Origin of the sequence: Accumulibacter sp., from assembly GCF_023806565.1 — a bacterium.
Taxonomy (GTDB): Bacteria; Pseudomonadota; Gammaproteobacteria; order Burkholderiales; family Rhodocyclaceae; genus Accumulibacter.
The window spans coordinates 1-14,906 of the sequence record NZ_JAMTDV010000103.1; the positions used below are offsets into that span (position 1 = coordinate 1).

Below are 14,906 nucleotides of genomic sequence, written 5' to 3' on the forward strand. Positions count from 1 at the left end.
GTATCCTGCACCACTTCCCGGACGGGAAAACCAGCATCACGCAAAGAATGGCCCAACTCCATCGCAATATCCGTCCGGTCTTCGACTATCCGCGGATGACCCGTAACTCGCTTGCAAACGCCCAAGCGTGAGGCGCGGCGGAGAACAGATTTACCGTGGCACTTTTGGCAACCAGGGGCGGACCACTCGGACAAGGTCGCCGTGTTCCCCACCAGTCTCCCGGAGAATGAACGTCGATACCCTCCAGACGTGCGGCGCTCCGCTGGCTGCAAGCCGCTTCAGGAGAGCTGCACAGCTCTCCGCAGGAGCCTCGACGCCACGAACACTTGCGTTCGCCGCCGCCGCGTCGACGCCCACGCGCATGCTCACTGCAGCGAAGCAAGGACGCGCGTGGTGGCCTTAGCGTACGCATTCGGCGCACGCCCGTGGCCCCTCGGTCGCTGGCGAGCGAGTTCGCGACGCGCGGCGAACTGGACGCGGGATGCGCGCTCGGGTACAGTGCGGCGCGCCGGCAGTGGAGCAGGCGTCACCGGCAGAAAATCATCCACAGAGCAAGCCCCCGCCGTTCGTGCCGGCCTTGGTGCCCCGGAACAGAGAAGTTCAATACAAGCCGCGTCGTGAAATCCATTTCAGTCAGACTCGACGGAGAATCCGCCCGTCCTTCTCCTGGCGACAAGCATCCGCTTCGCGCAGCTCGGCAGATGGCAAGTGCTGGTGCTGCACTTGCGACTCGAGCGTGAGACCCCGGAATGTCGATACCCTCCGCCGGAACCAGTCCGCAGCAATCGCAGCCGCTGACACATCCGGGATATCGTCCGGATATCGACGGCTTGCGCGCTCTCGGGGTATTGCTGGTGCTCCTGTTCCACGCGTTTCCTCGCACGCTCCCGGGCGGGTTTGCTGGCGTGGACATATTCTTCGTCGTTTCCGGCTACCTCATCAGCACGATAATCTTCGCAAACCTCGAGCAAGGCAGCTTCAGCTTTGTCGAGTTCTATTCGCGAAGAATTCGCCGAATCTTTCCCGCGCTGACGGTCGTGCTCGCCACGGGAGGGATCCTCGGTTGGTTCGTTCTGCTGACCGACGAATACAGTCGCCTCGGGTTGCACATCGTTGCTGGTGCAGGCTTTGTCTCCAACTTCGTGCTTTGGAGCGAGGCAGGGTACTTTGACGGCGACGCCTATACCAAACCATTCCTGCACCTGTGGTCACTCGGTATCGAAGAACAGTTCTACATCGTCTGGCCATTGTTGCTCGGCACGGTCTGGCAACGGAAGCACCATTTCCTTGGCATTACCGTTTCGATCGCGGCGTTGTCATTCCTGATCAATCTTTACCTCATCCATTCCAACCCGGTGGCGGCTTTCTACGCGCCATGGTCGCGTTTCTGGGAATTGATGATCGGCGGCATCCTTGCGTATGTCGCGCTGCATCGGCCGCAATACGTGGCAGCAAGCTCGAACCGGAGATCGGCTGTCGGCTTGCTGTTGATCGTGCTTGGCGTTGCCCTGCTGAACAAGAAGGCAGCGTTTCCCGGCTGGTGGGCTTTGCTGCCCACCCTGGGGACGTTTCTGGTGATCGCCGCAGGTCCTGACGCCTGGCTGAATCGAAAGTTTCTCGGCAGTCGGGGCATGATTGGAATTGGGCTGATCAGCTATCCACTGTATTTGTGGCACTGGCTGCTACTCTCGCTGGCCTGGATCGTGGAAGGCGAAATGCCATCGAATGCCACACGATCGGTGCTCGTGCTGGCGAGTTTTGCGCTGTCCTACGTGACGTACCGCTTCGTCGAAATCCGGACGAGAAGGGGCGGGAAAATCACCACGATCGTTCTGCTTGCCGCGATGGCAGGTCTGATGGCGATTGGACTCGTCACCTACTCCGAACTGCTGCGACCGAGAAACGACAACCGGACCATCGGACTCATTCTCGAAGCCCTGAACGACCGCGAATATGCCGCGGGGCTCGAGAAGACAACGCTTGGCGGCGTCCCGGTAAAGTACAAGCGCGGAGGTGCGCGAACGGTATTGTTTGTCGGTGACTCGCATGCCGAGCAGTACGCACCGCGCGTCGTAAGATTGCTGGACGGCGATCCGGGAAGGTACAGCTCCGTGGTATTTCTCACCAGCCCGGGCTGCGCTCCTGTTCCAGGCAGCGCGCAGGTAAATAGCTACCATGTCGCGAGATGCCACGAATTCAGGGAACATGTCGCGACGCTGGTGCGCAGTCCGGAAATCGCAGCAGTGGTGGTCGGCGCAGCGTGGAATCTCTACCTGCTGGAATCGGGCTCGTCCTATTCGGATGATCTTGACATCGAACTGGAATTGCGCAGGCTGCAGGAGTTCCTGAAGTCGATGGCGGCTTACAAGAAGGTCTATCTTGTTCTGGACAATGCCAGCGGGCAGCAATTCGAACCGAGGAACTTCTTCGACGGCAACCGATTTGCGCACCTGTCGGTCAAGTCATTGCCAGAGTGGGTGCCCCTGGCCAGCGACCAGGAAGAATTGCGCACACGTCTTGCGAAAATCGCGCGCGACGCGGATGCGATCTTGATCGATCCCGTGGCCAGTCTCTGTCCGACGCGATATTGTCAGGCCTTCACTGCGGCCGGCAAGCCTGCGTACAGTGATTTCAATCATTTCCGCGCCTCCTACGTCCGGGAGTCTGCCGATTTCATCGACCTTGCCCTGGAAAACTGATCGCCAGGGTCGCCCTGCCGCCAAGTCCCGAGCGATCCGCAGGCGACTTGCCCCCTGGACGGCAGGACGCAGCACGCAACAGCGCTCGACCCATTCGGTTTAGAATGATCGGGGCGGCAATGATCACGTGCTCTCGGGCGCCCGCCTTTCCGAGCCGATGGCGGTCAGGGCCATCGAGTCACGGCGCTATCCGCGCCTTTTCCCTCCGACCGAACGGTCGTGGGCAGTGGAATCTGGGAAACGGCAGCTTATGTACATCTTGGGGATTCATACCGGCCACGACGCCGGCGCCTGCCTGTTTGCCGACGACACGCTGCTGGCGTTCTGCAAGGAGGAGCGGCTGAACCGCATCAAGAACGACGGCGGCTTCTTCCGGCTGCAGTCGGTCGATGAAGTGCTGCGGATCGCCGGAATCGGCCGCCAGCAGGTGGACGCGGTGGCGTTTACGCGCATGAAGTTTCCGGTATCCTGTTTCAGAATCACGACGCTGCCGTTCCGCGACGTACGTCGCAAGGTGTTCGGCCAGCAGCGCGACCGTTCGCTGGGTGGCCTGATCATTCGCCACGGCAACCTCGATGCGAGCAGGTTCCTCGATTTCGGCAAGCTGCGCGAATGCATGGGCCTGCGCGCAGATGCCGCACTGCACTTCAGCAACCATCATCGTGCGCACGTGCTGTCGTCGCTGCGTTACTGCGACTGGTCGGATGACGTTCTCCTGGTGAGCTGCGACGGCGGCGGCGACGCTGCCCACTACTCGGCCTACCTCTATGCCCGCAAGGAATTGCGGCAGATCTGGGGCGGCGAGGAAACGCTGCTCGGCCAGCCGCAGAATCCGGCCGCATCGATCGGCCTGGCCTACGCCTTCGCCACGTCGCTCTGCGGCTTCAAGCCGAATCGACACGAGGGCAAGCTGACCGGCCTGGCAGCCTTTGGCGAACCCCGGGTGGCGGCGCAAATCGCAGACCTGTTCGCGGTCGACAGCGAGGGCCGCATCGATTCGCCGCTGGCTGGCACCAAGGCGCAGCACACGGCGCTGCGACAGTTGTTCCAGGGCCTGTCGAGTGCCGACATCGCAGCGTCGATCCAGGCGGCGACCGAGCAGGTGATCGTCGCCTGGCTGCAGTCGCTGCTGGCAAGACACCCGGCAAGGTACATCGCCATGAGCGGCGGCGTTTTCTCCAATGTACGCCTGAACCAGCTGGTCGCTGCATTGCCGGGAATCGAGGAAGTCTTCATCTTCCCGGCAATGGGGGACGAAGGGCTGCCGGTCGGCGCCTGCGTCGACTACTGGATCGCCACGCAAGGTCTCGCGCGACTGACCCGCGACCGTCTGCGCCACCTGTATTTCGGTTGGCCCTACACCGGCGAGGACTTGCTCGGCGCCGGCGAACGGCTGGGATTCCGCGTCGACCGCAGTCCCGGGCATGTCGAAAGGACGGCTCGCCTGCTCGCCGACAACCAGGTCGGAGCAATCTTTCACGGCGGCATGGAAATGGGCCCGCGCGCGCTGGGTGCGCGCAGCATCCTCGCCAGCCCCGCCCGGCGTGAAGTCAACGACAGCATCAACAAGCGCCTGCAACGCACCGAATTCATGCCGTTTGCGCCATACGTGCTCGATGTCGACGCCGAACGTGTCTATGACGTCGATGCCCGCAACCGCTACGCCTGCCGCTTCATGACCATCACCACCCGGGTCAGGGCCGAATGGGCGGACAGGATTCCGGCAGTCGTGCATGTCGATGGCACGGCGCGGCCGCAGATCGTCGAGCGCGCAAGCAACCCCCTGTACTACGACGTGCTCGCAGCATTCAAGCGGGTTACCGGTTTGCCGACGCTGGTGAACACCAGCTTCAATGCCCACGAAGAACCGATCATCAACACCCCGGAGGAAGCGCTGCAGGCCCTGGCGGACAACCGCATCGACTTCCTGGTCTGCGACCGCGGCATGGTCTTCCCCGCCGGCAGCTAGCGTCCGGCACGGCAGCGGCCGTCGCATTCGCCGCGCGCGGCAGTGAGGTACGTCTCCCAGGCTGTCGGCGAACGGCACAGTTCCTGAAGCAGCGCGAAAGCGCGATCGGCGTGCACGCCCGCGGCGCCGCTCAGTCCCTCGCCCAAGGCAAAGCACTCGCCCGCCACGCAAAGAACGAAAGCGGGCGGCACCGGCTGCCCGATGCGCGGCAGAACGGCGAGCACCGCTTCGGGAGACAGGCTGTGCGTGCTCGGCAATACGCGGCCGCTGGCATGCGCCCGACGGAAGATGAAAGGCGCCGGCGTCTGCTGACCGGCGTCGATGAACAGCGCCAGGCGGCGACCCACCAGATCGAGCGCATGTTCCACCTGCCACTGGAAATCGCCGATCAGCTCGAAGCCGGGGGCCAGCCGCTGGCCATCGAGCCAATCCTGCAGACGATCGAGCAGCAGCGGCCCGAGCGCGTCATCGCCGCGGCTGGGGTTGCCGCAGGCGAGGATGACGACCGGCGCGAGGGACACGGACGAGCATCCTGCCGGTTCACGCCGGCGAGGACAAACGGTCGATGACCTGTCCCGCTGCGTCCAGCAACTCGATCTGCAACGGCATCCGGCCGAGCGCGTGCGTGGCGCACGAGAGGCAGGGATCGAAAGCGCGGATCGCCACCTCGACGTGGTTGAGCAGCCCCTCGCTGAGCTGACGACCGTCCAGGTAGCGCCGGGCGACGCGGCGGATCGCCTCGTTCATCGGCTGGTTGTTGTGCGTGGTCGAGACGATCAGGTTGCACATCGTCACCAGATCGTCGTCATCGACGCGGTAGTGATGGATCAGCGTGCCGCGCGGTGCCTCGATGACGCCGACACCGGAGTGGTGGCGCTTGCCACTGTGGACGAGTTCGCCCGTCGAAAGGTCGTCGTCGTGCAGCAGATCCTTGATCGTCTCGGCGGTGTGCAGGAGCTCGATCATGCGCGCCCAGTGATACGCCAGCGGTGCATGGATCAGCGTGCCCTGCCCGTAGTCGATGAATTCGCGGCGCTCGGCTTCGGCCAGCGGAGTCGCGATCGAGTCGCAGTTCTGCACGCGCGCCAAGGGTCCGACCTTGTACCAGCCCTCCTGCGGACCGAGTGCGGTGAGAAACGGAAACTTCATGTAACTCCACGCCTTGACTTCCTCGCTGATCAGCTCCTGGTAATCGCGCACGGGAAATTCGTCGACGAGGAGTCGGCCATCCGCGTCGCGCGCGCGCAGACGACCATCGTAGAAATCGAGCTTCCCATCGGCGCCGACCAGCGACAGGAGGTTCGACCGGAAAGTGCCGAAACCGTCGTAGAGCGCCGGATCGGCTGCGTGCAAACGTTTGACCAGGTGCACCGCCTGACGGCTCCAGGCGACGATCTGGTAGATGTCCCCCAGCAGAACGTCACGCTCGGCGCGGCTCACGGCACGGTTGACGCCGCCCGGTATCGCGCCGGTGCCATGCACGCGCTTGCCGGCAGTCAGGCGGATCACCTCCTGCCCGAACCTGCGCAGCAGCACGCCCTGTTTCGCGACCTCCGGATACGCCGCAGCGATGCCGACGATGTTGCGCCGCCCGGCGTCGCTGGCGAAACCGAATAGCAGATCGGGCGACGCGAGGTGAAAGAAATGCAGCGCGTGCGACTGCAGAATCTGGCCGTAGTGCATCAGCCGGCGCAGCTTCTCGGCGCTCGCCGTCAGGCGGTCGACACCGACCACGTGATCGAGCGCCTTGGCCGCCGCCAGGTGATGCGACACCGGGCAGATGCCGCACAGCCGCTGCACCATCACCGGCACCTCCCAATACGGGCGACCCTGGATGAACTTCTCGAAACCACGGAATTCGACGATGTGCAGACGAACCTGTTGCACGCGATCGTGCTCGTCGAGCAGGAGAGTCACCTTGCCGTGCCCCTCGACGCGCGACACCGGGTCGATGGCCACGCGGCGCAGCCCTGGCACGCCAGCCGCTGCCGTTTCCAGTTCAAATGGTGCACTCTGCATGGCGTGCTCCTTCAGCGGCCGAACCGCGCCGGCGGTCCGGCAATCTCCCCTCCTGCCGACACCGGTGAGCAAGCCACGAGGAGGCACAAGGGAATCGTTGTCCGCATCTCGGTACGCCGCCTGCCGATCAGTCGAAATGCAGCAAGGGATGGCCGAGTCGCGGCGTGCGGCCAGCGAGCAGATCGGTCAGGAATTTCCAGATCGCGTCGCCCGAGGGCGGACAGCCGGGAATGAAGTAATCGACGCGAACGACTTCGTGGATCGGATGCACCTTGTCGAGCGGCAGCGGCAATTCCGGATCATTGGGCACCTGCCCGTGCACGATTCCCGGTCCGGTCAGATAGACTTCCTGCAGGCATTGCCCGAGGTCGAGGTGGTTGCGCTGCGCCGGCAGGCCGCCGTTGATGGCGCAGGCGCCGATGGCGATCAGTACCTTGCAGTTGCGGCGGAATTCGCGCAGCACGTGGATGTTCTCGGCGTTGCAGACGCCGCCCTCGATCAGTCCGATGTCGCAGGCGCCGCAGTGCTTGATGTCGGTCAGTGGCGAGCGGTCGAAATCGACGCGCTCGATCAGATCGAACAGGCGTTCGTCGATGTCGAGAAACGACATGTGACAGCCGAAGCAGCCGGCCAGCGAGGTCGTGGCCAGACGCACTTTCCTGGATGCGGCGACGGTACCCATTTCAGCTTTCCTGCTCCCCGGAAGTTCGCGACGGAGCGCACTCGACCTGCATGGCGATCGGTTCGACGTCGTAACGCCGGCGGCCGATCGGGATCGCGAAGCCCTTGCGCTTCTGCAGAATCACCCCGACCGGACAGACCTGCGCCGCCTTGTCGGCCAGCGAAAAATCGGTATCCGCCAGACGCCCGGATTCGGCATTGACGATCAGGTGTTTGCGGATGCCGCGTCCGGACAGTGCGAAGACGTTCTTGCCGTCGACGTCGCGGCTGGCGCGCACGCAGAGTTCGCAGAGAATGCAGCGATTGAAATCGAGCAGCACTTCGGGATGCGAGGCGTCGACCGGCCGGTCCGGGTAGAACTGCTCGAAGTGCGGGGTCAGCATTTCGAGTTCGTAGGCCAGCGCCTGCAGCATGCAGTTGCCGCTCTTCTCGCACGAGGGACAAAAGTGGTTGCCCTCGACGAAGAGCATCTGCAGCAAGGTCCGGCGCTTGTCGTTGAGATCCGGCGAGTTGTTCTCGACCTCCATGCCGTCCTTCGCGGGCAATGTGCACGCCGAGACGTAACGCCCGTTGGCTTTTACCGTGCATAGCTTGCAGCTGCCCTGCGGCTTGAATTCGGGATGATGGCACAGATGCGGAATAAAGATTCCCGCTTCCGTCGCCGCTTCCATGATCGTCTGACCATCGGCGAACGGCAGCGGCAAACCGTCGAGCAGGATGGTCTTCATGCCTCGCCGGCCAGCGGCCGCTCATTGAAGTGCGCCGCCGCGTCGTCGCGCCCGGTCATCTGGCGCGCCGCGGCGAGCGCCTGGTCGAGATCGAAGGCGGGAGCGAAGTCGAGCGAACGCAGGCGCCGTTCGTACGCAGGACGGAAGCGGTGCAGCGTGTCGAACAGCGGATTGCACGCCGCCTGGCCGAGCCCGCAATGGCTGGCGACGTGCAGCAGGCGGTGGATCTGGAAGATTTCATTGATCTCGTACTGTGAGCCATGGCCGTTGGCGATCTTGTCCATGCACCCGGCGACCAGCGACGTGCCGACCCGGCAAGGCGTGCAGAAGCCGCAGCTCTCGTGCGCGAAGAAATGGGCGAAGTTCCGCGCCACCTCGAACATGTCGCGATGCGCCCCGAAGACCATGCACGCGCCGGCGGTCGGCACGTCCTCGAAAGCGAATCGGCGCGAGAACTCGTGCGTCGCAAGACAGCTTCCCGAGGGACCGCTGACCTGCACCGCCTGCGCGTTGCCGGCACCGCAATCCCTGAGCACCTGCGCCAGCGAAACGCCGAAGGGGTATTCGTAGATTCCCGGCGACTCGACGTCGCCCGAGACCGACAGCAGCTTGGTACCGGTCGACTGCTTGGTACCGAGGCCGGCGAACCAGGCGCCACCCTCGATCGCGATCAAGGCCGCCTTGCACAGCGTCTCGACGTTGTTCACCACCGTCGGCTGACCGAGATAGCCCTCACTGACCGGGAAAGGCGGGCGAATCCTCGGCACCCCGCGCTTGCCCTCGAGCGACTCGAGCAGGGCGGTTTCCTCACCGCAGACGTAGGCGCCGGCACCGAGATGGATTTCGATGTCGAAGGCCACCCCCGACTGACCGCACAGTGCCTCCCCGAGCAGGCCGCTCTGCCGGCGCCGCTCGAGGTTTTCCAGCAGGGACGGCAACAGGTACGCGTACTCGGCGCGCAGGTAAACGAGACCGCGGCTGGCACCGATCGTGAAACCGGCGACGCTCATTCCGTCGAACAGCAGGTCGGCGTAACTGGTGAGCAACACCCGGTCCTTGAAGGTGCCGGGTTCGCCTTCGTCGGCGTTGCAGACGACGTAGCGCGTCGGCCGCTCGCCGCGACCGGTCGCTCGCCGCGCCGACTCCCACTTGATGTGCGTGGTGAAGCCGGCACCGCCGCGGCCGCGCAGGTTGGAGCGCTTCATTTCCTCGAGCATGGCCTCGGCACCGCGCGCGATCGCCGCCCGCAGCGCTTCGCCGGCAAGCCATTGCGACGACAGCAACACGTCGCGCCGGCGGATGTTGTCGTCGACCCGGAAGTATTCGCCGGGCCAGTCCGCCAGTGGCACCTGTGCCCGAATCAGGTCGCCGATGCGGTCGATGCGCTCGGCGGAAAGCCGTGTCAGCGCGCGGCCATTGACCAGCAGCGCCGGTCCCTGATCGCACATGCCCGTGCACGAGGTGGTGTCGACGCTTACCAGCCCATCCTCGGAAACCTTGCCGCGCTCGATCCACAACCGGTTGCACAGGCGATCGAGCAGTTCGCCGCTGCCCAGCATGCGATCGGTGATGTTGTCCGAGAAGAGAACGCGGTAGCGGCCGACCGGCGCCAGATGCAGAAACGAATAGAAGCCGGCGACTCCTTCGACGCGCGCGCGCGGCAGCCCGAGCGCCCTGGCAATCACCGTCAGGGCAGCGGCCGGCAGGTAGGTCAACGCGTCCTGCGCCTCGCGCAGAATCTGCAGGAGCCGGCCCGGGTCGCCGCCGTGGCGCTCGACGATGCCCAGCAGCAGCTCGTCCAGTCGTTCCGCTTCGATACCGTCTTCGCCCACGACATTCTCCGGCAAACCGCGAGTTCCCGATCGTCCTCGCAGCTTAAGGCTTCGGCGGCAGGGCATGCTGATGCACGTCAACAACCGGGCGGATGGCGAGCACGGCCGGCATCGCTTGGCGGGGCCAGGACTCGGCACATCCGGGTAGCCTTTCGTGCTGCAATGCAGCATAATACGGAATGCGAGCGGCCTGGCCGCGCTTCCGGCAGGCGTGGCGGCGGCCCCGCGGAGGCAACCGGTACGGTTTCCCGGTCTTGTTCTGATCACCATTCGGAGCACCATCATGCACTTCGAAACCCCTCTCGAATATCTCGAAAGCCGCACCTTCGACGAAATCAGCGTCGGCGACACCTCGTCGCTGATGCGCACGCTGCGCCCGGAGGACGTCAAGCTGTTCGCCCTGATGTCCGGTGACATGAACCCCGCGCTGGCCCACGCCGAGTTCCGCAACAGCGGACTGTTCCAGGATTTCATCGCGCACGGGATGTGGACGGCTTCCCTGCTGTCGACCACGCTGGGCACTCAGTTCCCCGGTCCGGGAACCGTCCTGATCGAGTCGACGCTGCACTTTGCGCGGCCGGTGACGATCGGCGACACAGTCACCGTCCGGGTGACGGTCCGACAGAAGTTCGACCACAACCACCACATCATCCTCGACTGCTCGTGCCTCAATCAGGACCAGTTGCTCGTCGTATCGGGCAGTGCCGAGGTGCTGGCGCCAACCGAGAAGATCCGCACCAAGCGCACGGCGATGCCGGTGATCACGATTTCCGACAAGTACGCGCGCCTGCAGGTGCTGGTGAAACGTGCCGACGGGCTGGCGCCGATCGACATGGCCGTGGTCCACCCCTGCGACCGCGAATCGCTCAAAGGCGCCCTGCTGGCGGCCGATGCCAGCCTGATCGAACCGATCCTGGTGGGGCCGGAACAGAAGATCCGGTCGGTCGCCGAAGAAAACGGCTTCGACCTCAAGAATCACCGCATCGTCAACGTCAAGCACAGTCACGAGGCCGCCGCCATGGCGGTCACCCTTATCCGCAGCGGCGACGCCGAGGCCCTGATGAAGGGCAGCCTGCATACCGACGAACTGATGGCCGAGGTGATCTCGCGCAGTTCCGGGCTGCGCACCGAACGCCGCATCAGCCACGTCTTCCTGATGGACGTGCCGACCTATCCGCGACCGATCCTGATCACCGATGCGGCGATCAACATCTCGCCGGTGCTGCAGGAAAAGGTCGACATCATCCAGAACGCGATCGACCTGGCGCACGTCATCGGCACGCCCGAACCCAAGGTGGCGATCCTCTCGGCGGTCGAGACGGTCAATCCGAAAATCCAGTCGACGCTCGACGCCGCTGCCCTCTGCAAGATGGCCGACCGCGGTCAGATCACGGGCGGGCTGCTCGACGGTCCACTGGCCTTCGACAACGCCATTTCGCTGGTCGCCGCCAAGACCAAGGGAATCAACTCGGTGGTCGCCGGCCGTGCCGACATCCTGGTCGTCCCCGACCTCGAATCCGGCAACATGATCGCCAAGCAACTCGAATATCTGGCGAACGCGCTGAGCGCCGGCATCGTGCTCGGCGCCCGCGTCCCGATCGTCCTGACCAGCCGCGCCGATACCGCCGAAACCCGCATCGCCTCGTGCGTCATCGCGGCACTCATCGCCCACGCCAACCGCAGCAGGCAGAAAGCGAGCTGAGAGGGGGAGGCGGCGGCCAGAGGTCTCCCGCACGAAGGGAAGTTCGGAATTCCCGCAGAAAGCCTGATTCGTCCGCAAAAGTCGCCAGCCACCGCTTGAGCCGGTCGAGGATCGGCGATCGCGCCGATCGGCATTCTCGCCCTGGCCCGCCTCGACGCTGTCCACGGCGTACCTGGATCCTCCCCGGCGTTCCTTCTCATCACGAGGCGTCAGCAGCCATCGCCCATCGCCCATCGCCTTGGCAAGTGTGCCGCCGACGCAAGCGCAACCGCGGCACATCGGCACACACACAAGGCAACAATTTTCCTCCTCCGAGCGGACGCAAGACCGTGATTTCACGGCGTAAATGGCCAACGGCGCGCTCGCCCACAAAAACTATATCTAGTCTTCTTGTTGCCATGTACCACTATATGTAGTAGCTTTACACCTGTCTCGCCCGGCAAGCAGCTTCCCAGCGGAGCAACGGGACCTGCTCGACCATGATTTCGGGCGACGGAACTTTCGTCAGGCCCTTGCGGCGGCCTGACCCACCACCATTCACCAGAGGACAGACCATGAGCCAGCTTGCACACCAGTTACCCCTGTCGGAAGTCGCCGAGGCACCCGCGATCGCTCCGCTTGCCGAACAGGAAATCGCCGGCGAGGTGCTGGTCGAGAAATACGCCAAGGGCAATGAAACCTCGGTGCACGATGTGCGTCGCCGCGTCGCCCGGGCGCTCGCCGCGACCGAAGACGAAAAGCAGCGCGCGCACTGGGAAGCGCGCTTCCTGTGGGCGCAGGAAAACGGTTTCGTCCCCGCCGGCCGCATCAACTCGGCCGCCGGCACGACGCTGGCAGCAACACTGATCAACTGTTTCGTGCAGCCGATCGGCGATTCGGTGGTCGAGATCGTCGATGGCAAACCGGGCATCTACAGCGCGCTCGCCGAAGCTGCCGAAACCATGCGCCGTGGTGGCGGCGTCGGTTACGACTTCTCGTCGATCCGCCCGATCGGAGCGCTGGTCAAGGGAACGCAATCGCGCGCCTCAGGGCCGGTATCGTACATGCGCGTCTTCGACCGCTCGTGCGAAACGGTCGAGTCGGCCGGCGCCCGCCGTGGCGCGCAGATGGGCGTGCTGCGCTGCGACCACCCGGACATCGAGGTCTTCATCCACGCCAAGGACCATGGCGACCTCTCCAACTTCAACGTCTCGATTGCCGTCAGCGACGCCTTCATGCACGCCGTCGAAGCCGACGCCGAAGTCGAGCTGACGCACCGCGCCGAGCCCAACGCGGACATGAAGCGCGCCGGTGCCTTCCAGCGCGAGGACGGCGTCTGGGTCTACCGCCGCGTGCGCGCCCGCGACCTCTGGGATCAGGTGATGAAATCGACCTACGATCACGCCGAGCCAGGGATTCTCTTCCTCGACCGCATGAACAAGGACAACAATCTCTACTACTGCGAAGTCATCGAGGCAACCAACCCCTGCGCCGAACAGCCGCTGCCGCCGTATGGCTGCTGCTGCCTTGGCTCGATCAACCTGACGCTGTTCGTCCGCAATGCCTTCAGCGCGCACGCCGAGTTCGATTTCGCCGCGCTCGGCGAGGTGATCAAGGTATCGACGCGCATGCTCGACAACGTCCTCGACGTCACCGCCTGGCCACTCGAACGCCAGCGCGAGGAAGCAGCCAACAAGCGCCGTGTCGGTCTCGGCTTCACCGGCCTCGGCGACACCCTGTGCATGCTGCGCCTGCGCTACGACCGCCCGGAAGCGACCGCGATGGGCGCGCGCATCGCCGAATTCATGCGCGACACCGCCTACCTCGCATCGGTCGAACTCGCCAGGGAGCGTGGCGCCTTCCCGCTGTTCAACGCCGAGCTCTACCTCGCCGGCGGCAACTTCGCCTCCCGCCTGCCGCCGGACATCAAGAGCGAAATCCGCAAGCACGGCCTGCGCAACTCGCACCTGCTGTCGATCGCGCCGACCGGAACGATCTCGCTGGCTTTCGCCGACAACGCGTCGAACGGCATCGAACCGCCGTTCTCGTGGACCTACAGCCGCAAGAAGCGGATGGCCGATGGCACGCTCAAGGAGTACGCCGTCGAGGACTACGCCTGGCGGCTGTACCGGCATCTCGGCGGCGACGTCGACAAGTTCCCCGACTACTTCGTCACCGCCCTCGAAATCTCGGCGCAGGCGCACAAGGACATGGTCGCCGCGGTCGCCCCGTATATCGACACCTCGATCTCCAAGACCGTCAATGTGCCTGCCGACTACCCTTATGAGGACTTCCAGGACCTGTACCTGAGCGCCTGGAAATCCGGTCTCAAGGGGCTCGCCACCTACCGCCCGAACAGTGTGCTCGGCGCGGTGCTCTCGGTCGAATCGCAGAAACAGGCCGAAGACAAGAAGCAGCCGCAGGATTTCGAGATCGGCGACGCCAACCGCCGGATGACGATCAAGAACCTGCCGGCGCCGGTGCTCGCCAGCCTGCGCTGGCCGAACCGCCCGCACCTGCCCGAGGGCAACCTGGCGTGGACCTACATGATCGAGCATACGCACGGCAAGTTCGCGCTCTTCGTCGGCCACGTCGAACAGGAAGACGGCCGCTCGTGGCCGTTCGAGGTCTGGGTCAACGGGCCCGAGCAGCCGCGCGGTCTCGGCGCCGTCGCCAAGACGCTGTCGATGGACATGCGCGCCAACGACCATGGCTGGCTGGCGCTGAAGCTCGAATCGCTGGCAAAGACGCCCGGCGACGAGGGCTTCGACATGCCCTTCCCGCCGCACGGCGAAAGGAAGCGCATGCCTTCCGTGGTCGCGGCGATGGCACGATTGATCCAGTACCGCGTCGAGCGCCTCGGCGCCTTCGAGCGCGAGGGACCGACGCCGGTGCTCGACGCCATGTTCAGCCGCAAGGAGCCGAAAACCGGCACCGACGGCACGCTCTCGTGGACGGTGGACGTCTTCAACCCGGCGACCGGCGAGGACTTCGTTCTCGGCCTCAAGGAAATCACCCTGCCCGACGGCGTCACCCGCCCTTACTCGGTCTGGCTCGCCGGCAATTACCCGCGCGCGCTCGACGGCCTGACCAAGCTGCTGTCGTTCGACATGCGCGTGCTCGACCCGGCGTGGATCGGCATGAAGCTGAGGAAGCTGCTCGACTACCCCGAGCCGCTCGGCGACTTCATGGCGTTCATCCCCGGCACCCGCCGCCAGACCAACTACCCCTCGACCGTTGCCTACCTCGCGCAACTGATCATCCACCGCTACGCGATGCTCGGCATCCTCGACGAGA

At 64.5% G+C, this 14,906-nt stretch carries 9 protein-coding genes; 4 read left to right on the plus strand and 5 right to left on the minus strand.

The features are described 5' to 3' along the window. Nucleotides 1–749 precede the first annotated feature (749 nt). Together NFV80_RS11820 and NFV80_RS11825 are read left to right on the plus strand one after the other, a co-directional pair. Nucleotides 750–2,699 (plus strand): acyltransferase family protein, encoded by a 1,950-nt coding sequence (locus NFV80_RS11820; protein WP_295329299.1) that lies wholly within the window; start codon nt 750–752, stop codon nt 2,697–2,699. Nucleotides 2,700–2,949: 250 nt separating this feature from the next. After that, on the plus strand, nt 2,950–4,668 hold the full coding sequence (locus tag NFV80_RS11825) for a carbamoyltransferase C-terminal domain-containing protein (protein WP_295329296.1): 1,719 nt from the start codon (nt 2,950–2,952) through the stop codon (nt 4,666–4,668). On the opposite strand, the gene NFV80_RS11830 is transcribed toward NFV80_RS11825, so the two are convergent. The 5 genes from NFV80_RS11830 to NFV80_RS11850 all read right to left on the minus strand — a co-directional run bounded on the left by NFV80_RS11830 (nt 4,665) and on the right by NFV80_RS11850 (nt 9,928). Continuing rightward, nucleotides 4,665–5,189 (minus strand): hydrogenase maturation protease, encoded by a 525-nt coding sequence (locus NFV80_RS11830; protein WP_295329293.1) that lies wholly within the window; start codon nt 5,187–5,189, stop codon nt 4,665–4,667. The genes NFV80_RS11825 and NFV80_RS11830 overlap by 4 nt on opposite strands. Nucleotides 5,190–5,208: 19 nt before the next feature. Continuing rightward, nucleotides 5,209–6,687 carry a Ni/Fe hydrogenase subunit alpha gene (locus NFV80_RS11835; RefSeq protein WP_295329290.1) on the minus strand — a complete coding sequence of 493 codons (1,479 nt, stop codon included), beginning with the start codon at nt 6,685–6,687 and terminating at the stop codon, nt 5,209–5,211. A 127-nt stretch (nt 6,688–6,814) separates the two neighbouring features. Beyond that, on the minus strand, nt 6,815–7,369 hold the full coding sequence (locus tag NFV80_RS11840) for an NADP oxidoreductase (protein ID WP_295329287.1): 555 nt from the start codon (nt 7,367–7,369) through the stop codon (nt 6,815–6,817). 1 nt (nt 7,370) lies between these two features. Beyond that, nucleotides 7,371–8,096, minus strand: coding sequence for a 2Fe-2S iron-sulfur cluster-binding protein (locus NFV80_RS11845; protein ID WP_295329284.1), 726 nt, complete (start codon nt 8,094–8,096; stop codon nt 7,371–7,373). After that, nucleotides 8,093–9,928: an NAD(P)H-dependent oxidoreductase subunit E gene (locus tag NFV80_RS11850; RefSeq protein ID WP_295329281.1), complete on the minus strand. Its 1,836-nt coding sequence runs from the start codon at nt 9,926–9,928 to the stop codon at nt 8,093–8,095. Before NFV80_RS11850 ends, NFV80_RS11845 begins: the two co-directional genes overlap by 4 nt. Nucleotides 9,929–10,211: 283 nt before the next feature. On the opposite strand from NFV80_RS11850, the gene NFV80_RS11855 reads away from it, so the two are divergent. Both NFV80_RS11855 and NFV80_RS11860 read left to right on the plus strand, forming a co-directional pair. After that, nucleotides 10,212–11,630 (plus strand): bifunctional enoyl-CoA hydratase/phosphate acetyltransferase, encoded by a 1,419-nt coding sequence (locus tag NFV80_RS11855; RefSeq protein ID WP_295329278.1) that lies wholly within the window; start codon nt 10,212–10,214, stop codon nt 11,628–11,630. A gap of 554 nt (nt 11,631–12,184) precedes the next feature. Beyond that, nucleotides 12,185–14,906 (plus strand): adenosylcobalamin-dependent ribonucleoside-diphosphate reductase (locus NFV80_RS11860; protein ID WP_296758769.1); only part of this gene is annotated, 2,722 nt, incomplete at its 3' end.